This window comes from Streptomyces sp. NPDC093510, assembly GCF_040683555.1.
Taxonomy (GTDB): domain Bacteria; phylum Actinomycetota; class Actinomycetes; order Streptomycetales; family Streptomycetaceae; genus Streptomyces.
This window is the reverse complement of the sequence record NZ_JBFBEE010000006.1, coordinates 260,513-278,852: the sequence shown is the minus strand read 5'-3', so window position 1 is coordinate 278,852 and position 18,340 is coordinate 260,513. Positions and strand designations below refer to the sequence as shown.

The 18,340-nt window shown below is 72.7% G+C and carries 12 protein-coding genes and 1 pseudogene; 2 read left to right on the top strand and 11 right to left on the bottom strand.

Going from position 1 to position 18,340, the window contains the following annotated elements; genetic code table 11:
- Positions 1-132 precede the first annotated feature (132 nt).
- The 7 genes from AB0N81_RS12380 to AB0N81_RS12350 all read right to left on the bottom strand — a co-directional run bounded on the left by AB0N81_RS12380 (position 133) and on the right by AB0N81_RS12350 (position 10,263).
- On the bottom strand, positions 133-2,064 hold the full coding sequence (locus AB0N81_RS12380) for a chorismate-binding protein (RefSeq protein WP_365357716.1): 1,932 nt from the start codon (positions 2,062-2,064) through the stop codon (positions 133-135).
- A complete protein-coding gene (locus tag AB0N81_RS12375; protein WP_365357715.1) occupies positions 2,061-2,684 on the bottom strand; it encodes an isochorismatase family protein in 624 nt (207 codons plus the stop codon). The genes AB0N81_RS12380 and AB0N81_RS12375 overlap by 4 nt, the downstream gene beginning before the upstream one ends.
- Positions 2,685-2,779: 95 nt before the next feature.
- Positions 2,780-3,955 (bottom strand): 3-deoxy-7-phosphoheptulonate synthase, encoded by a 1,176-nt coding sequence (locus AB0N81_RS12370; protein WP_365357714.1) that lies wholly within the window; start codon positions 3,953-3,955, stop codon positions 2,780-2,782.
- A gap of 47 nt (positions 3,956-4,002) precedes the next feature.
- A complete protein-coding gene (locus tag AB0N81_RS12365; protein ID WP_365357713.1) occupies positions 4,003-4,491 on the bottom strand; it encodes a PhzA/PhzB family protein in 489 nt (162 codons plus the stop codon).
- A 664-nt stretch (positions 4,492-5,155) separates the two neighbouring features.
- Positions 5,156-6,859 (bottom strand): cytochrome bc complex cytochrome b subunit, encoded by a 1,704-nt coding sequence (locus AB0N81_RS12360; protein WP_365357712.1) that lies wholly within the window; start codon positions 6,857-6,859, stop codon positions 5,156-5,158.
- A 344-nt stretch (positions 6,860-7,203) separates the two neighbouring features.
- The gene (locus AB0N81_RS12355) at positions 7,204-8,772 is read right to left on the bottom strand and encodes an FAD-dependent oxidoreductase (protein WP_365357711.1); all 1,569 of its coding nucleotides are present in this window, start codon (positions 8,770-8,772) and stop codon (positions 7,204-7,206) included.
- Positions 8,773-9,186: 414 nt separating this feature from the next.
- Positions 9,187-10,263 carry a polyprenyl synthetase family protein gene (locus tag AB0N81_RS12350; protein WP_365357710.1) on the bottom strand — a complete coding sequence of 359 codons (1,077 nt, stop codon included), beginning with the start codon at positions 10,261-10,263 and terminating at the stop codon, positions 9,187-9,189.
- 610 nt (positions 10,264-10,873) lie between these two features.
- Between AB0N81_RS12350 and AB0N81_RS12345 the strand changes: the two genes are divergently transcribed.
- Positions 10,874-11,500, top strand: coding sequence for a hypothetical protein (locus AB0N81_RS12345; RefSeq protein WP_365357709.1), 627 nt, complete (start codon positions 10,874-10,876; stop codon positions 11,498-11,500).
- Positions 11,497-11,679 carry a hypothetical protein gene (locus tag AB0N81_RS12340; protein ID WP_365357708.1) on the top strand — a complete coding sequence of 61 codons (183 nt, stop codon included), beginning with the start codon at positions 11,497-11,499 and terminating at the stop codon, positions 11,677-11,679. The genes AB0N81_RS12345 and AB0N81_RS12340 overlap by 4 nt, the downstream gene beginning before the upstream one ends.
- Here AB0N81_RS12340 and AB0N81_RS12335 read toward each other — a convergent pair.
- The 4 genes and pseudogenes from AB0N81_RS12335 to AB0N81_RS12320 all read right to left on the bottom strand — a co-directional run bounded on the left by AB0N81_RS12335 (position 11,670) and on the right by AB0N81_RS12320 (position 18,303).
- Positions 11,670-13,097 carry an adenylosuccinate lyase family protein gene (locus AB0N81_RS12335; protein WP_365357707.1) on the bottom strand — a complete coding sequence of 476 codons (1,428 nt, stop codon included), beginning with the start codon at positions 13,095-13,097 and terminating at the stop codon, positions 11,670-11,672. The genes AB0N81_RS12340 and AB0N81_RS12335 overlap by 10 nt on opposite strands.
- A gap of 700 nt (positions 13,098-13,797) precedes the next feature.
- A pseudogene (locus AB0N81_RS12330) lies at positions 13,798-15,696 on the bottom strand (FAD/NAD(P)-binding protein); the annotation flags it as partial.
- Between the two features lie 353 nt (positions 15,697-16,049).
- On the bottom strand, positions 16,050-17,039 hold the full coding sequence (locus AB0N81_RS12325) for a ketoacyl-ACP synthase III (RefSeq protein WP_365357706.1): 990 nt from the start codon (positions 17,037-17,039) through the stop codon (positions 16,050-16,052).
- 88 nt (positions 17,040-17,127) lie between these two features.
- Entirely contained in the window at positions 17,128-18,303 is a 1,176-nt protein-coding gene (locus AB0N81_RS12320; protein ID WP_365357705.1) for a hydroxymethylglutaryl-CoA synthase, read from the bottom strand.
- Between the last annotated feature and the right edge of the window lie 37 nt (positions 18,304-18,340).

Genomic DNA, 18,340 nt, shown 5'->3' with positions numbered 1-18,340 from the left:
CCCCTGGTTCCCACGGTTCGTCGGTGAGTTGCATGGCGGCCCGGCGGCGGTTCGGGGTGGCGCCGGGCGGAAAACGAGGTGAAGGGGGCCGGGCCGGCGCTCGGGGGGTGGCGCCGGCCCGGCCGGGGCAGGTCAGGCCGGGTCGGGGGTGCGGGCCGGGGCCATCAGGTCGGCCAGGACCGTGCCCACGATGCGGGGCCCTTCCCGGGTCAGGACGGATTCGGGATGGAACTGCAGGGAGGCGAAGCCCGGTCCGCGCAGGGCGTGCACCTCGCCGGTGGCCGCATCCCGGCTGACCTGGACCCGGCCGGCGCCGGTGGGGTCCAGGGTGACTTCGTCGTGCTCGCTGAGCAGGGCGAAGGTGTTGTAGTAGCCGACGTGTTCGGCGGCGCCGAACAGGTCGATCTGCTTCTGTACGCCCTGGTTGGGCACCGTCCTGCGGCGCAGCGGCAGGCCCAGCTGCAGGCCAAGGACCTGGTGGCTGAGGCAGACGGCCAAGAAGGGCCGCTGTTCGCGCAGGAGGGTGGCGACGGCGGTGTGCAGGTGGCGCATCTTGGGGTGGGCCACCTCCTGCGGGTCGCCGGGGCCCGGGCCCATCACGATGAGGTCGTGGCCCTCGAAGGTGTAGGCCTCGTCGTAGCGGCGCACCGTCACGTGCAGGCCCAGGGAGCGCAGCTGCTGGTCGATCATCGAGGTGAAGGTGTCCTCGGCGTCGATCACCAGCACCCGGCGTCCGGCCAGTTGGGGCAGTGCGGCGGCGCGGGCGCCGGTGTCGGTCAGCCAGAACCCGGCGATGGAGTCGTTGCGCAGTTCCAGGGCGCGGCGCACGCTGGGGTGATCGGCGAAGCGTTCCTTGGTGTCGCCGTTGAGGGCGGCGACCAGTCCGGCGGCCTTGGCGCGGGTCTCCTCGGCCTCCGAGGCGGGGTCGGAGTGGCGCACGATGGTCGCGCCGACCCCGATGGACAGGCGTCCTTGCGGGCTGATGTCGGCGGTACGGATCAGGATCGCGGAGTCCAGCACGCGCTGTCCGTCCGCGTCCCGGCCGATCAGGGCGGCGGCGCCGCTGTAGTAGCCGCGGCCGCCGGGCTCGTACTGCTGGATGATGCGGCAGGCGCTCTGCAGGGGGCTGCCGGTGACGGTGGGGGCGAACATCGTCTCGCGCAGGATGTCGCGCACGTCGCGGTCGCTGCGTCCCTCGATGAAGTACTCGGTGTGCGCGACCTTGGCCATTTCCTTGAGGTAGGGGCCCACCACGCGGCCGCCGCCCTCGCAGATGCGGGCCATCATCTTCAGTTCCTCGTCCAGCACCATGTACAGCTCGTCGGTCTCCTTGCGGTCCTCGAGGAAGGCCAGGACGCCCGAGAGGGTGGAGCCCGAGGGCGGGTAGCGGTAGGTGCCGCTGATCGGGTTCATCACCGCCAGGCCGTCCTGCAGGCTGATGTGCCGCTCGGGTGAGGCGCCCACCAGGATGCGGCTGCCGGTGTTGATCAGAAACGTCCAGTGGGCGCCCGACTCGCGTTCCAGCAGGCGGCGGAAGAGGGCCGGGGCGCTGCGCGGCCCGTAGGAGGTGATGTCGGCGACGAAGGTGCGTTTGATGACGAAGTTCGCGCCCTCCCCGGTGCCGATCATCTCCTTGGCGATGCGGCGCACCACGTCCTCGTACGCCGCGTCGTCGACGTCGAAGTCGCCGCCGGCCAGCGCGGTGGGCACGTCGGCGATGCGGGACAGGGCCTGGGCCAGCGGCAGTTGCTGCTGGCCGGTCACGGTCATGGCCACCAGCGGGGTGCCGTCGTCGGCGCAGGCGAAGCCGCGTTCGGCCAGCTGCCGGTAGGGCATGACGACCAGCGTCTCGTGACGGGCCTGCCCGGCGGGCCCGGGGTGCTCGGGCAGCGGGATGTCGGCCAGGGTGTCGGGGTGGGAGACGGTGCCGGTCAGCACCTCCACCACGTCCGGGCCGGTGGCGCCGGGCCGGTGCAGCAGGGCGAACGCCTCGCTGTGGCCGGCAAGGGCCGTGCTCAGCAGGTCCGGGGCCTCATCGGGGCCGGAGGTCGGGTGTGCGCTCATGTGAACAGCCCCTTGACGGTGGTGACCCGGGCGCACCGTTCGGCGGCGTAGGTGAGGGCCGAGCGGTGGTAGTCCTGGGAGAAGTCGGCGGTGGCGTCGGCGATGAGGAAGGGCTGGATGTCGTGGGTGAAGGCGTCCACGGCGGTGGCCAGCACGCCCACGTGGGCGTAGACGCCGCACAGGATGAGCTGGTCGCGGCCGGCGGCGCGCATCCGCTGGAGCAGGTCGGTCTTGAAGAAGGCGCTGTAGCGCCACTTGGTGAGCAGCCAGTCCTGTCCGGTGGGGGCCAGGGCGTCGACGACCTGGCGGTCCTCGGGTTCGGGGCGCATGCCCGGGCCCCAGAAGTCCTTGAGCAGGCCGCGCTGTTGTTCGCTCATGCCGCCGGGCTGGGCGGTGTAGGCGACCGGGATGCCCAGGGCGGCGCACTGGTCGCGCAACTGGGCGGCGTTGGCGGTGAGTTGGCCGCGCAGCGGGTCGGGGAAGGGCTTGAGGAAGTAGCGCTGCATGTCGTGGACCAACAGGACCGAGCGGTCGGCCCGGGCGGTCCAGGACACGGCGGCCGGGGGCAGATCGCCCTGGGCGGGCAACGGGTAGGGGGTGATGGCGGGTATGCCGGTCATGGCTCAGTCCTCGGCTTGGTGCGTGGGCGCGTGCCGGCGCCCGGGCGGGGGCGTGGTCGGGGCCGGCCCGCCCGGTGGGGTGGCCGGGTGGCGGCTCAGGCGGTCCAGGCGGAGACGACCGACTGGGCCTGGGCGGGGTTGAGGCGGGGGTCGCAGCACGAGAGGTAGCGCTCGCCGACCCGCTCCAGGTCGGCCTCGCCGGTGGCGCACTCGGTGACGTCCTCGGGGGTGGCCTCCAGGTGCAGGCCGCCGGCGGTGCCGCCCGCTTCCCTGACCGCGTGGGTGAAGGCGGCGACCTCGCGGGCGACCGTCTGCACCATCCGGGTCTTGTAGCCGCCGGGCGCGGTGACGGTGTTGCCGTGCACCGGATCGCTCAGCCAGATGACCGGGTGCCCGGCCTCGCGGACGGCTTCCACCAGCGGCGGCAGCCGGTCGGCGACCGCGTTCACGCCCATCCGGGCGATCAGAGTCAGGCGTCCGGGCTCGCGCCAGGGATCCAGCCGCTCGCACAGGGCCAGCAGTTCGGCGGGGTCCATGGAGGGGCCCACCTTGCAGGCCACCGGGTTGCTCACCTGGGACAGCAGCGCCACGTGCGCGCCCTCCACCTGGCGGGTGCGCTCCCCGATCCAGGGCCAGTGCGTGGAGCCCAGGAACATGGCGCCCTTGTCGTCCATGCGCAGCATGGGCATCTCGTAGTCCAGCAGCAGCGCCTCGTGGCTGGTCCACACCGGCGGCTCGACCACGGCGCGACCGGCGGCCCGCTCCCGCCAGCCCAGGTGTTCCACGATGTCCTTGGCGGCCATGTAGCCGGTCAGGATGCGCAGCGGGTCCGGGCGGCGGCTCTCCGCGTCCGGTTCGGGTCCGTTGACCATGTGCCCGCGGAACACCGGCAGTTCCACGCCGTCGACGTGCTCGGTGGGCTTGGAGCGCGGCTTGGCGAACTGCCCGGCGATGCGTCCCACGCGCAGCACCGGCTTGCCGGTGATCAGGCCCAGCGAGCCGGCCAGCAGGTCCAGCAGGGCGGCCTTGCGGGCCACGTGGGGGCGGGTGCACTCCTGCGGGTCCTCGGCGCAGTCGCCGGACTGCAGCACCATCGCCTCGCCCTGGGCGACCTTGCCCAGCAGGGTGCGCAGGGTGGCCAGGTCCTCGCCCCGCACCAGGGCGGGGCGGGCGGCCAGTGCCTCGCCGACCCGGTTCAGCTGGGACAGGTCGCTCCACTCGGGTTGCTGTAATGCCCCGCGGATACGAATCTCCCGTATGACGTCTTCCATGACGCAACTCCGATCCAGCGGTGGTATCGAATTTCAGGTGTTCATGTTCAGGTGGGTATTCCTGTGCGCTTGATCTCGGGCACCGGGATGCCGAGTGCGCGCAGCTGCTGGAACGGGTTCATGAATTCGCGATTACGCTTGATCTTCCCGTTCTCCAGTTCGAAGGAGTGCAGGAAGTGGTTCTCGTAGTAGCCCTCGGGGTAGTCGCCGAAGCGGATCTTGCCGCGTCCGTCGCACTCCACCCAGATGTGGTTGGGGTCCTGCGTCTCGAAGATCTGGATGTTGTACCACTCCCAGTCCGGGAAGCACTCCAGCGACCACACCGCGTGCTCGGCCAGCCGGTCGCGGCCCACCGTCTCCACCGGGGAGCCGGTGTCGGTGGTCCACAGGCCGCCGCGGCCGTCCTCGGTGAACAGCTCGTGGCGGCGCAGCCGGTCCTGACCCCGGGTGTGCATGTACTGCTCGACGGTGGCGCGGTTGGCGCGGCGCAGCTCGGCGGCGTCGGAAAAACCCTCGGCCGGTACGGAATCGGACATGGCTGTCCCCCTTTTTTTTTGTTTTCGATGCTGGGTGAGTGAATCTGAGTGAGTGAATGGGGGGACGCGCAGCAGGCGCCGGAAGCCCCCCGTCGGTGTTGATTGATCTTGCCCGGTCCGGTGGGGCGGATCAATCGTCTTTTCACCGTCCTGCTCATGACATGACGCAGTGTTCGATGTGCCGGCGTGTGCCGGTGCATTCGGCGTTCCCGGGTGTTTTCGGGGCCTGGCGCAGGGCGCGTGCGCTCTTCGGCCAAAAGGCGTGCGGGCGCGGGCGGGTGAGCCTGTGTCAGGCCGGTGGGGGTGGTGTGCGGGCCCGGCGTGGGGGCCCGGCTCGCCTGCGCCGCCGGGGGCCCCGCGCTCCGTCGGGAGGGGGCATCTGTTTTCGGGCAGGGGAGGCTTGCGGAAATAGTGACACGGGCGGCGCCCGCACACCAAGGGCCCTCCAAGGTGACGTGGGTCACGGCCATGGAGGGGGGTGTACGGCGGCGGGGGCGGGGTCAACGCCCGTACGGGGGCCCGGGATCGGCGCGGCGCGGGGCCGTGGTGGGCGGGCCGGCGCGGGGGCGGTGGGGGTGCGGGTATGGCCGGCGGGGGCGACCCGTCCCCTGGTCGCCCCCGCCGGTCGTTCATGGCCTGCCCGGCGCTGTGCCGCGCCGCCGGGTCAGTGCAGTTGCTGGTCCGCCTCGCGTTCCTGCTCGGGGGCGGCGGGGGCGATCTGCGGGTGGTGGCCGCCCGCGGAGGGCTCCAGGTGTTCCAGGGCCTGCTGCATCTCCTGCGGGCTGGGGTTGGGGACCTGTCCGTCGCTCAGCCAGCGGCTGAGGCGGTGGCGCACCATCTGCGTGCGGGACTTGGGGTTGGGGATGCCCTCGTCGTCCTCGCGGGCGGGGGCGGGCAGGGCCTTGGGGACCTCGCGGGAGAGCAGCATGTACTCCTGCTCGCGGTCCACGCGCTCGTGGACCTCGATGAACTCGCCGTGCGGCAGGCGCTTGATGCGTCCGGTCTCGCGGCCGTGCAGGAGCTTGTCGCGGTCGCGCAGCTGCAGGCCGATGCAGATCCGCTTGGTGATGACGTAGGTCAGGGCCGGGACGACGAAGACGCCGACGCGGACCGCCCAGGTGATCGCGTTCATGGACAGGTGGAAGCGCTCGGCCAGGATGTCGTTGGAGCCGCCGAAGAACAGCACCAGGTAGAAGGCGGTCAGCGAGCAGACGAACGCGGTGCGGGTGGGCTGTTCGCGCGGGCGGTCCAGCAGGTGGTGCTCGCGTTTGTCGCCGGTGATCCACGATTCCAGGAAGGGCCACAGGGCGGCGATGGCGATCAGGATCGTGGGCAGGATGACGGCCGGGACCAGGACGCCCATGTTGACGGTGTAGCCGGCGATCACGAACTCCCAGGCGGGGAAGGCGCGCAGGGCTCCTTCCAAAAAGCCCATGTACCAGTCGGGCTGGGAGCCCTGGGAGATCTGGTCGGGCCGGTAGGGCCCGTACACCCATACGGCGTTGATCTGGGCGATGCCCGCCATCAGGGCCAGGACGCCGGAGACCAGGAAGAAGAAGCCGCCGGCCTTGGCCGCGTAGTGCGGCATCAGGGGCTGGCCCACGACGTTGTTCTGGGTGCGGCCCGGGCCGCGGAACTGGGTGTGCTTCTGGTAGAAGACCAGGATCAGGTGGAGGGTGACCAGGGCCAGGATGAGGCCCGGCAGCAGCAGGATGTGCAGGCTGTAAAAGCGTGGGATGACGTCCGTGCTGGGGAACTCGCCGCCGAACAGGAACAGGGTCGCATAGGTGCCGACCAGCGGGATGGCCAGCGTGACGCCCTCGGCGATGCGCAGGCCGGTGCCCGAGAGGAGGTCGTCGGGCAGCGAGTAGCCCAGGAAGCCTTCCAGGGTGACCACGACCAGCAGGACCACGCCGATGAGCCAGTTGAGCTCGCGGGGCTTGCGGAACGAGCCGGTCAGGAAGTGCCGCAGGGTGTGCGCCATGGTCGCGGCGATCATGGTCAGGGCGGCCCAGTGGTGCAGCTGGCGGATGAACAGTCCGCCGCGCACCTCGAAGCTGATCCTGAGGGTGGAGGCGTAGGCCTCCGACATCTGCACGCCCTGCAGCGGGGTGTGCGGGCCGTCGTAGACGGTGTGGGCCATGCTCGGGTTGAAGAACATGGTCAGGTAGAGACCGGTGAGGATCAGGATGATGAAGCTGTAGAGCGCGATCTCGCCGAACATGAAGGACCAGTGTTCGGGGAAGACCTTGCGCATCAGGGTGCGCCCTTGGTAGATCCCGAGCCGTCCGTCGACATAGTCGGCGATGCGTTCGCCCTTGGGCGCCGTGGCCCGCCCGCGCTGCGGCGCCTTTTCGGTGATGCTCATGCCCGCGCGCCCTCCCCTCGCCGCTCAGTCGTCACAGGCACACCCGCGCCGGCCGGTGAACGGTCGGTGGTGGGGGCGGCCTGCAGCGGCGCAAACGGGCCCGTGCCCTGAAGCGGATCGAACGGTATCGACACCCGCGGTCGCGGGACAACCGCGCTCGAGCGGGACTCCAGCGGCAACTCGAGTGTTTCTCCAGCGAGTTTCGAGCCGGTCTGTGGGGAGGTTGCCTTGGGTGCGCCCAACAGGGCGTATGTGCCAGTCGAGTTATTACCGCGCACCCACCTCGGGTCGCCCAAGTCGGCCTTTACAGCGGGTAGTTGCTGCGCTCTTGTCATGACCGAAGCCTATGTGGCGGCCTTTCCCCGTCCGCGGTCGGCTCCCCCCTCCAGCGGCCCGGCCGGCCACTGGGCCGAGGAGCCGGCGGGGCGGGGGCGCAGTGAGCCGGTGGCGACCCCGATGGCGGGTGCCGGCGGCGCGGTGCGGCGCCGGCGGGCGTGAGGGCCGTGGGTGGTGCTGGGCGGCGCGGCGGGGGCCGGCGCTGCGGGGGTGCGCGCGGTGCGCGGCGCCCTGGGGTGCGGGACGGCGGCGAGCGGGCCGGCCGCCTGGAGGCGGGCGACCAGCAAGGTCGCCGCGTGCGGGTCATTGGGTGCGGCGGCCGCGATGCGGGCGGTGTAGCGCCGGGCCAGGCGGGCGCGCAGGCCGGTGGGTGCGGCGGGGCCGCCGGTGGTGGTGTGCAGGTGGCGGGTGCTGGAGTGCCAGGCGGGGGCCAGGCGGTGGGCCAGGGCGCGGCGCAGCCGGTAGGTCAGGCCCACCGTGGTGCCGTGGCCGGCCAGGACCTGGTCCAGGACCAGGGCGCTTTGCACGGCGAGGGTCATGCCCTGGCCGTGGGCGGGGTCCAGGACGGCCAGCGCGTCGCCGACGACGAGGAACTGGTCGGGCCAGCGGCGCAGTTTCTCGTAGTGGCGCCAGCGGTTCTCGGTGCGGGCGCAGGTGTAGAGGGGGCCCAGCGGGGTGGCGGCCTCGATGACGTCGCGCAGCAGGGGGTGGCGCAGGTCGCCGGCGGCGCGCAGCAGTGCGGCGTGGTCGGTGGGCGGGCGTTCGCCGTCGGCGGCGCACAGCGTCACCGACCAGCGGCCGCCCTCGATGGGCTGCAGGGTGCCCTGGCGGGGGTTGTCGGGTGAGGCCATGAGCAACAGGGCGCGCCAGTCGGCGACATGGCCGGCGGGCGGGGCGAACACGGTGGAGGCGTAGGTGGTGCGGGCGGGTGTGATGCTCTCCTGGGGTGGCTGGTAGCCCAGTTCGGCCAGCCAGTGCGGGGCGCGGGAGCCGCTTCCGGAGGCGTCCACCACGAAGTCGGCGGATATCAGGTGTGCGGGGCCCCAGCCGTCGGGGGCCTGCCGGTCGCGGGGGCGGGCCCATACGCCGGTGACGGTGTCGTTGCGGTCGGGCGCCAGGGCCAGCACCTCGTGGCCGGGCAGGAAGCGCACCCGGGCATCGGCGCGCAGCCGCCGGCGCAGCACCGCGTCGATCAGGTCGCGGCCGGCGCTGAGCACCGACAGGCCCGCGTCGAAGCGGGGCAGCCAGCCGTGCGGGCCGAGCAGCAGCAGGTCCTGGGGCATGCGCAGCAGGATCGCGCCGGCGCGGGTGAGGTCCGATCCGATGCCGGGGAAGAGGTGTTCCAGGCCCTGCAGGGCGGCGGCGGTCAGGGTGTGGGTGTGCCGGGCCTGGGGCACGCCGGGGCGCCGGGCGGGGCCTGCGGGCGTGTGGTCGCGGTCGATGACGGTGACCCGGTCCATGGAGTTGGCCAGGGCCCGTGCCGCGGTGAGTCCGGCCAGGCCGGATCCGATCACCACGGCGTGGCCGCGGCCCGCAAGGCGCTCGCGGCCGTCGGCGGGGCGTGCGTGCGGACTCATCTTGGCCGCCCTTTCGGTGCATCTGTGGTTGCATCATGCGGCGTGCGGCCGCCGCCGCGGCGGGGTTTGCCCGGCCGGCCCGCCGGGCGCGGGGGGTGTCTGCGGGCGGGGTGGTCGGGCGCGGGGGCCGTGCGGGCGGCGGGTGCGGGCGTCGATGTGCCTGGTGGGGGCGGGTGCGCGGGGAACGGGAGGGGGGCGCGGGGGCCGGGGCGGGGCCGGGGGCGGGCCGGGGTGCGGCTCGAGCGGGACTCGAGGTGGTTGCGACGGAGGCTGTGGCGGGCATCGAGCGGGCGCGGCGCGGGACATGAGCGGGCCCGGGGTGCGGGCGCCGGCCGCAGGGCGGGTGCGGGGCGCCGGCGGGGGGCCGGCCGCCGGCGTCGTGGCGGCCGGCCTGTGCGCGGGCCGGCGGAGGGGTTATGCGCTCCGGTAGGCGACGCGGTTGGCCATGTGGGTCAGTTCGTTGCGCCACACCGGGTCGATGGGCACGTCGTCGATGGCCCGGCAGCCCTGTTCGACCAGGGCGCTGATGTGCTTTTCGACGTCGTCCAGGACGCCGGTGTCCACCAGGCGCCGGCGGACCTCGTCGGGGGTGTGGCCCGGCTCGGTGATCAGCTGGTGGATGCGTTCGTCGCGCTGCATCGCCCAGCCCAAAAGCAGGGTCATCTTGTGCTGGCTGAAGTCCAGGCCGGCCGGCTTGCCGGTGTCGGCGGAGTCGCCGAAGGCGTCCAGCAGGTCGTCGCGGAGCTGGAAGGCCTCGCCCACCGCCTCGCCGTACTTCTCGAAGGCGGGGGCCAGGTCGGCGCGTCCGGCCGCGCTGGCCCCCACCACCAGGGGGCGGTGGATGGTGTAGTGGCCGGACTTGATCAGGGCGATCCAGCGGGAGAGCTCGGGGTCCACGGAGAACTCGGCGGCCGCGGTCATGTCCATGTACTGGCCGATCATCACCTCCGAGCGCAGCTTGCTCCACACCGGGATGACCGCCGGGGGTGCCTGGGACATCAGCTGGTCGGAGTAGACCAGGGCCAGGTCGCCGACCAGCAGGGCCACGCCCTCGCCGAACCGGCGTGACTCGCCCTGCCAGGCGCGGCGCTCGTGCAGCGCGGTGTGCTTGGCGTGGACGGTGGGCATCCCGCGCCGGTGGCTGGAGGCGTCGATGATGTCGTCGTGGATGAGGCCGGAGGCGTGCAGCATCTCCACCGCCGCGGCGGCCGAGATGATGCCGGGGTGCTGCGGGTCGCCGCCGGCGGCGAGGTAGCCGGTGATGCAAAAGGCGGGCCGGATGCGTTTGCCGCCCGCCGTGACGAGATCGCTGACCGCATCGACGGCGCCGGCCGCCCGCTCGTCCGCCCGCTGCCACACCTCGCGTTCGGCGGCCAGGAAGGAGCGCAGCCGTTCCTCCATGGTGTGCAGGAGTTTTTCGGTGGTGCGGCGCGCGGCGGCGGACAATTCCTGGCCGCCCGTATCGGTGCCGGCCGTCTTTTCGTTAACCATGCCTATCTCCTTGGGTTGTTGTGGGCGTGTGCGGCGGCGGCATGCGGCACACACCGCGGGTATTCACAAGGGCGGACACTGCGCGGTCACGCCGGAACCTGAAGGAGACTGGAGTTCCCCTTCAGAAAAGAGGAACCTAGAGTTCCCCTTTAGGGGCGATCGATTACGAAAAGAAAAATTTACACGCCCTGGATTAACGCTCTCTCCCCGGCCGGAGGCACGTTGACACCCCCGACCGCTCATGGAACTCTCCCAAGTGCGCCCCCGACTGCATCTCGGCAGCACCGGGGATCTGCGCAACAGCGGGGGGACGGAACGCGCATGGCAGCCGTATTCACTGAAAATGCCATGGCCTGCACGCGGCGGGCCAGATGTAAATCCTTTGCCGGAGTTTCCTGACCAGGACCGTGGCGGCAGCCGGCAGTTGGCAGTTGGCAGTTGGCAGTTGCCCATGGTGGTCCTTTCGGCGGCCTTCGCACGGGGGATCCGGCCCCACTCCCCTCCCCCATGGGCCACTCGTCCGGCATTCACCGCACATACCGGCATGGGCGTTTTCGCGGGCCCGTGGCGGTGGCGGGGCGCGCGCCGGCTCATGAAGGAGATTCGTTCGATGGAGTTCCACTCACGCCCCAGGGACCACGCCGGGGACGTCCGTGCCGCCGCCGGGCCGGTGCTGTGCCGCCCGTGCGTGCGCCGGCTGGAAGGCGACCTGCGCGCCCTTCCCGGCCTGCACCAGGAGGGGCTGTACCACATTTTGCCGGCGTCCCGGCGGCGGAACCCGACAAAGGTGTCGGGCAGCCGCAAGCGGGATCATCTGAACCTTTCCGCGCTCGATGCGCGGAACAACAGCCTGGCCGTTCTCGAGGCGTGGTGCCGTTTCGTCGCGGAAAAGACCGGGGCGGTGGTCCCCGACCGCCATGTCCCGGCCCTTGCCGGTTTCCTGCTGGGCCATCTGGAGTGGCTGGCCCGCCAGGCGCCGGCCGCCGAATTCGCCGATGAGATCGAAGCCCTCCACCGGGAATTGCTGCGGGCCATCGACCCCGAGCCGGGTGATCACAATGCGGTCCTCGTCGCGTGCGTCGAGACCGGCTGCCCCGGAAAGATCAATGTCTCGCCGCAGCGGGCGGCAACCACCCAAAAGAGCGGCATCGGCTGCTCGGCGGGTCATTTCTGGGAAATGCGCGAACTGCTTGCCGTACGGCATCTCATGAATCACCAGCGAAAGGACGCCGCATGAACAGGCCCCCACGCCACCGGCTCGTTCCCACGAACGTGGCCGCGCTGGCCGCGGGTGTTTCCGAGGCGACCATCAGAAAGTGGGTGAGCCGGGGGAAGATAACCCGTTACGGCACACCGGGACGCTCGGAGTTCGACATCGAAGAACTCACGGTGATCGCCCTGCAGCGTCAGCGCTGAGCCGGCCGGCGCCTGAGCGCCGCTTCGCTCAGCGCGCCGGCGGCCCCGGTGTAGGCCTGCGGGTCGAACAGGTCGGCGCAGGAGTCCTGCGCCAGCAGGTCCGCGGCCTGCGCGTCCTCGCCCAGCAGGGCGGCCAGGGGCCGGCCGGTGCGCGCCGCGGCGGCCGACGCCTGGTTCAGCAGGTCGCGGGCCCTGGCCTTGCCCATGTGGGGGGCCAGGACGGCGGCGATCCGCTCGGAGACGATCTGTCCCCCGGTGAGCGCGGCGTTGGCGCGCATGCGCTGCGGGTCGACCGCCAGCCGGCCCGTGAGCTCCACCGCCTGGTGGGCCGCTCCCCCGGCCAGCCGCAACAGGGCGCGCAGCGGCTCCCATTCGGCGTGCCAGGCGCCGGCGGAGCGCTCGTCCTCGCTGAGCATGCAGCCCAGCACGGTGGCCGCCAGCTGCGGGGCCTGCAGGGCGGCGGAGCGGATGGCGGTGGCCAGCACGGGGTTGCGTTTGTGCGGCATCGCCGAGGAGGCGCCCCGTCCCGCGGGGGCCGGCTCGTGCACCTCGCCGACCTCGGTGCGGGTCAGCGACAGCACGTCCACGGCGATCTTGCCCAGGGCCGTGCAGGTGAACGCGGCGCCCTGGGCCAGGTCGGCGACGGGGGTGCGCAGCACGTGCCAGGGCAACAGCGGGGCGGCCAGGCCCAGTTCGTCCGCGAAGGCCCGGGTGAGGTCGGTGGCGTAGGCGGCCGGCTCCGCGCCGTGCGGGGCGTGCTGGAGGTATCCGGCCAGGGTGCCGGCGGCCCCGCCGAGCTGGACGGGGCCCCGCGCGTGCAGGGTGTGCAGTCTGTCGGCCGCGTCCAGGACCAGGTGGCGCCAGCCCGCCGCCTTCAGGCCGAAGGTGGTGGGCACCGCGTGCAGGGCCAGGGTGCGGCCCGCCATCAGGGTGTCCCGGTGGGTGGCGGCCCGCTCGGCCAGGGCCTGCTCGGTGCGTTCCAGGTCGGCGTGGATCAGCCGCAGGGCCCGGCCGGCGACCAGCACGGTCGCCGTGTCCAGGATGTCCTGGCTGGTGGACCCGCGGTGCACATAGCGGGCCGCCTGTGCGTCCTTGGCCGCCACCAGGGCGGTGAACTCGCCCACCAGGGCCACCACCGGGTTGGCGGACTCGCGGGCCCGGTGGGCCAGCGCCGTCAGGTCCAGGTGCTCGGCCCGGGCCGCCCGGGTGATCACGCGGGCGGCCGCCTCGGGCACCGTGCCCAGCCGGGCCTGGGCCCGGCTCAGCGCCGCCTCGGCGTCCAGCATCGCCTGCAGCCAGGCCCCGTCGGACACCGCGGCCGCCACCGGGGTCCCGGCCCAGACCGGCGCGAGCAGCCCCGGCTCCAGCTCCGCCGGCACGGGGCCGGCGGCCGCGGCGGGCGAAAGGTCAGCGGACATGAGTGACTCCTCCTCCGGTACGAACTCCCGGGCCGGGCTGGACCGTTGCGGCGCCGGGGCCCGGCGCGGAGGCGGTGGCGGTGGCGGTGGCCGGGGCGGGGGCGGTGCTCGGGACCGGGGCGGTGCCCGGCGCGGTGGCGGGGCCCATTCCGGGCCTGGGGTCCGGGTCGGTGGCGGGGCCCGGGTCGGTGGCGCTGTCCAGCTCGGCGCCGGTGTCCGTGTCGGTGGCCGCGTCCGGCTCGGCGCCGGTATCCGGGTCGGTGGCCGCCTCCGGCCCACCGCCGGTATCCGGGTCGGTGGCCGCCTCCGGCTCACCGCCGGTATCCGGCTCACCGCCGGTGTTCATGTCGATGGTGATGTCCGTCGCGATGGTGATGTCCGTCGCGGTGGCGGTGTCCGTCGCGGTGGCGGGGCCCAGCTCGGTGACGGTGTCCAGCCCGCCACCAGGGCCCGCCTCGGCCCTGGTCTCCATCTCGCCAGCGGCGTCCAGCTCACCGTCAAGGTTCGTGCCGGCGTCGGTTTCTGCGCCGGTGACGATGTCCGGCCCGGTGGCCGGGGCCAGCCCGGTGACCGGGCCCGGGCCGGTGGCGGCATCCCGCCCTGCGCCGGTGTCCGGCTCACCGCCGGTGTCCGGCTCACCGCCGGTGTCCCGCTCGGCGTCGGGGTCCGGGCCGGCGTCGGGGTCCGGGCCGGTGGTGCAGGACAGGGCGGCGCGGGCGATGGCGTCGGCGTCGGTGAGGGTCACCGAGTTGACGCCGGGGCGGATGCCGGCGGCGGTCACCCAGTGCACCGCCTCGGTGGGCACGCCGAAGGCGAAACGCCTCGGGTGGGCGCGGCCGGCCGCGTCGATGAGGTGGAACGGCCGCCGGGTGACGGCCAGTCCGTCGGTTTCGAAGGGGGTGCCGGAGCGGGTGGGGATGCGGTGGGCGGTGCACTGGCCGCTGTCCAGCAGGTGGCGCAGGAGCGCGTCTTGGGTGCGGCGCAGGGTGATGGCGGGCAGCCGTGCCTCGATGAGCGCGTCCACCCGCACGGTGGAGCCGGGCACCAGCGGGGAGTGGGCGGTGTATCCGGCGGCCTGCGCGCTGACCCGCAGGCCGGGTCCGATGACGTGCAGCACGCCGGCCTCGATCAGCGCGGTCATCTCCTCCACGCGGCGGGCGGGCGGGCCGATCGAGAGGTGCGCGTTCAGCGGGGTGTACCAGCCGTCCAGGTCGTTGCGGTAGGAGTCGCCGTGCAGGCCGCCGTGGTCGACGGCCAGGCGGATCTCGTTGCGCAGGTCCCGCAGGACGTCCAGGGCCGCCTTGAGGGGTCCGTTGACGTTGCCGGCGCGGGCCTCGGCGACGTCCTGGCGCAGGTGGTCCAGGAGCCAGCCGGTGAAGTCGTGCGGGCCGGTGAACTGCCGGTCCCGGTAGGGGCGGGCCAGCAGATCCCAGTCCCACCGGTCCTTCTCGCCGATGCCGTAGGCCTCCAGGACGGCCTCGCTGTGCCCGGGGTGCCGGCCGGCCGCCAGGTAGTCGCGCTGGAAGTGGGCGGCCTGCGGGGTGTCGCCGCGTGAGGTGAGCAGCGTCGTGTAGTAGACGGTCTCGGCCTCGCGGGCGATCAGCGGCCACAGGTCGCGGCGGAAGTCCAGGCCGTCGTGGCGGTGCTCGTGGCGCAGGCGGGCGATGCGGTCGGGGGTGAGCAGGAGCGGTTCGTGGCGGCCGTGGGGGCCCTTCTCGTTCTCGCCGCGGGCCTGGTAGGGGATGCCGCGCCGGGAGCCCGCGTACAGCTGGGGCTCTTGTCCGCTGGGGTGGTAGACCAGGCGTCCCTGGGGGCGGCTGAAGGTGCCGGCGCGGCCGGCGGTGAGCTGGGCCATGTAGTCGAAGAAGTTCAGCCCGAGGCCGCGCAGCAGGACCGGCGTGCCCGGGGCCAGTGCGCTGAGGTCGACGTCGGCCGGGTTGGCCGGCGCCAGGTGGCGCAGCCCCAGCCGGCGGGTGCGGGCGGTGAAGTCCTGCTCGGTGGCGGCGGGCTTGGCCGGCAGGTGTCCCTGGCACAGGATCACCGCGTCCAGGCCGTCCAGGCGGGTGCCGTCGGCGAGCTGGACGCGCTGGCGTGGCCGGCCGGCCGGGCCCAGGGTGTCGTCCAGGGTCAGGGCCAGCGAGCGGTGGACGCTCACGCGCAGGCCGGGCGGTGCGCCCTGGATGACGCGCCGGTGGGCCCAGCGCAGGTAGTGGCCGTAAAAGGCGCGGGTGGGGTAGGTGTCGGGGCCCAGCGTGCGGGCCTGCTCCAGGACGGGCGCGGGGTAGTGGCCCTGGATCTGTCCGGCGGCCAGGGCGCGGGCCCATGCGTGCAGGCTCGGTCCCGGCTCCAGGGGTCCCTCGAGGTCCACGCTGGCGTCGGTGAACACCGAGATCTGTCCGGCCACGGTGTTCATCAGCAGGTGGGGCGACTGGTCGGTGCGCCATACCTTGCCGGGCCCGGCCGGGTAGGGGTCGACCACGTGGACGTGGACGGTGTGGCCGTGGGGCAGGTGACGGGCGTTGGCGCACAGCCGCTCGAGCACGGACAGTCCGCGCGGGCCGGCACCGATCACGCACACCGTCTTGTGTGGTGCTGTCATGTCTACCGTTTCTGCTGGGTCACGCAACGGGGCGAGACCGCACGCAGGAGCGCATCGGCGCGCTGGCGCCGGCACAGGGCCTGCGTGGGGCCGGGGAGCAGCCGCCCGTGGCCCGCAAAGGGGCCGGGGGTGCTCCTGCGCACGCCCCGCCGGCCCGGGAGAGTCCTCGACCGGGCGGCGGTCCCAGCCCGTGGTGCCGCAGGGCACACGGGGGTGGGCGCGGGGGTGCGGAAGGGGGGAGCGTGCGGCGGGCGGGGCCGCTCGCGGCGGGGGTGGTCTGCCCCGCGCGGGCCCTGCGCGTCCGTCCTGCGCCGCCGGCCCTCATCCGCTGTCGCGGGGCGGGCGGTAGCCGTTCACCATTGCAGCAGGGCGAAGCCCGCGGACATGCCGCCTCCAAAGCCGGCCAGGAGCACCAGGTCTCCGGTGCGGAAGGCGCCCCGGCGGGCGGCCGCGTCCAGGGTGATGGGCACGGAGGCCGAGCCGGTGTTGCCGTAGGTCTCCAGGGTCAGGTGGGTGGTGGCGCGGGGCAGCACCAGGTCCTCCAGGCCGGTGTCGAGCATGACGCCGTTGGCCTGGTGGGGGACGAAGTGGGCGATGTCCTCGGCCGCCACGCCCGCCTCGTGGAGGAACTCCTTGGTCAGTTGCGGGAGTTGTTCGACCACGAAGCGGCGCACCTCGCGTCCTTGCATCGCGAAGTACTGTGCTCCGTCGTCCAGGGCCGCCCGGTCGGCGGGCCGGCGGCTGCCGCCGGCGGGCACCTCGATCAGGTCCGACAGTTCCCCGAAGGTGTGCAGGGCGATGTGCCGGATCCGGGCGCCCGCACCGCGGGGGCCGGGGCCGGTGCCCAGGACCATCGCGCCGGCGCCGTCGCCGAACAGGATGACGGTGCGCCGGTCGGTGGGGTCCAGGATGCGGGAGTACACGTCCGCGCCGATGACCAGGGCGTGGCCGCCGCGGCGGGCCAGCATGCTCGCGGCCACCGACAGGGCGAACACGCTGCCCGAGCAGACGGCGTTGACGTCGAAGGCCGCCGCGCTCATCGCGCCCAGCTGCTGCTGCACGTAGGCGGCGGTGGGCGGCTGCGGCCGGTCGGGGGTGGAGGTGGCCACCACGATCAGCGACAGGTCCCCGGCGCTGAGGCCGGCCGCTTCCAGGGCGGTGCGTCCGGCGGCCACCGCCAGGTCGGAGGTGGCCTGCCCGGGTGCGGCCCAACGCCGCTGTCTGATCTTGGTCTTGCGGATGATCCAGTCTCCGTCGACGCCGGCCGGGGCGCCGACCTCGTCGCTGGAGACGATCCGCTCGGGCACATAGGCACCCGTGCCCAGGACGGTGATGTCGCTCATGTGCCTGCTCCTCTCCGCTCGGGTGCGCACGGTGGCGCCGGTGACGCCGGTGGGCGCCGGCAGGTCCGCTGGGGTTCGCACGGTGGGGTCAGCGCCGTTCGTAGATGCGCTTGTGGCCGCGCAGCGCGGCCAGCCGGAAGTCGCCGCTGGTCTGCACCGGCGTGGGATAACCCCCGCCGTCGGTGGGGAAGGACCGCTCGTGCAGCTCCCGGTACCCCGCGTAATCCACCGGCCGGCGCCGCTCGATCACCGCCCGGTGCTCCGCCGTACGCAACCGCTCCCGATAGCCGTCCACGACCTGGCCCGCGAAGAACTCCGCGACACTGCCCGAGCCGTAACTCAAGAACCCCACCGACCGCCCCGACAGATCCTCCGCCTGGTCCAGCAGCGCCGCCAGACCCAGATACACCGACGCCGTGTAACTGTTGCCGATCACCCGGTTGTAGGCCGTCGTCAGCCCCAGCGCCCGCTCGATGACCGTCTTGTCCGTGTCATACCCGCAGTAATTCAGCAGGTGCCGGTGCGCCTTGTACGCCATCTTCGTGAACGGCTGGTGATAGCAGAACGCCGCGAACTCCTCCAGCGCACGCCCACCCTGCTCGCTGTAATCCTTCCAGCAGCCCTCCACCGCCTGCAGATACGCGTTGATCGACTCCTGGCCGTCCACCAGCGCCGCATCCCGGTAGTTCGGCCGCCAGAAATCCATCACATCCGCGGTGAACAGCCCCGAAGGACCCTCGATCCGCACCAGATCCGGCTCCGCGCCCACCAGCATCGCCACCGCCGCCGCACCCTGCGTCGCCTCACCAGGACTATCCAGCTCGTACTTGGACACATCACTGGCAATCACAAGCACCTGCTGCGAGGGATCCCGCACCACCAGACCCAGCGCGAACTGCAGCCCCGCCGTCGCCCCGTAACAGGCCTGCTTCAGCTCCACCACCCGCGCCGCCGAGGGCAGCCCCAGCAGCGAATGCACATACACCCCCGCCGCCTTGGCCTGATCGATCGAGGACTCGGTGGCGAACACCACCGTACGAATCCGCTCATGACCATGCCGCTCCACAATGGGCGCGGCCGCCGCGGCGGCCAGCGTCACGATGTCCTCATCAGCCGCCGGCACACTCATCGACTCCTGGCCGATGCCCACGTGATACTTGCCGAGCTCCGTCCCGTTGTACGCCGCGAGCTCCGCATGCGACAGCACGAACTCGGTCGTCGCGAACGACAGATCATGAATACCTATGCCCGAACCACTGGCCATGCCTTACACACCGACCTTTTTTTCTGGTTGCCGTGCT

Excerpts from the sequence above, each read along its gene's own strand:
- AB0N81_RS12360 (WP_365357712.1), bottom strand. The coding sequence starts at position 6,859 with ATGAGCATCACCGAAAAGGCGCCGCAGCGCGGGCGGGCCACGGCGCCC.
- AB0N81_RS12365 (WP_365357713.1), bottom strand. The coding sequence starts at position 4,491 with ATGTCCGATTCCGTACCGGCCGAGGGTTTTTCCGACGCCGCCGAGCTG.
- AB0N81_RS12380 (WP_365357716.1), bottom strand. The coding sequence starts at position 2,064 with ATGAGCGCACACCCGACCTCCGGCCCCGATGAGGCCCCGGACCTGCTG.
- AB0N81_RS12335 (WP_365357707.1), bottom strand. The coding sequence starts at position 13,097 with ATGTCCGCTGACCTTTCGCCCGCCGCGGCCGCCGGCCCCGTGCCGGCG.
- AB0N81_RS12320 (WP_365357705.1), bottom strand. The coding sequence starts at position 18,303 with ATGGCCAGTGGTTCGGGCATAGGTATTCATGATCTGTCGTTCGCGACG.
- AB0N81_RS12345 (WP_365357709.1), top strand. The coding sequence starts at position 10,874 with ATGGAGTTCCACTCACGCCCCAGGGACCACGCCGGGGACGTCCGTGCC.
- AB0N81_RS12370 (WP_365357714.1), bottom strand. The coding sequence starts at position 3,955 with ATGGAAGACGTCATACGGGAGATTCGTATCCGCGGGGCATTACAGCAA.
- AB0N81_RS12340 (WP_365357708.1), top strand. The coding sequence starts at position 11,497 with ATGAACAGGCCCCCACGCCACCGGCTCGTTCCCACGAACGTGGCCGCG.
- AB0N81_RS12350 (WP_365357710.1), bottom strand. The coding sequence starts at position 10,263 with ATGGTTAACGAAAAGACGGCCGGCACCGATACGGGCGGCCAGGAATTG.
- AB0N81_RS12375 (WP_365357715.1), bottom strand. The coding sequence starts at position 2,684 with ATGACCGGCATACCCGCCATCACCCCCTACCCGTTGCCCGCCCAGGGC.
- AB0N81_RS12355 (WP_365357711.1), bottom strand. The coding sequence starts at position 8,772 with ATGAGTCCGCACGCACGCCCCGCCGACGGCCGCGAGCGCCTTGCGGGC.
- AB0N81_RS12325 (WP_365357706.1), bottom strand. The coding sequence starts at position 17,039 with ATGAGCGACATCACCGTCCTGGGCACGGGTGCCTATGTGCCCGAGCGG.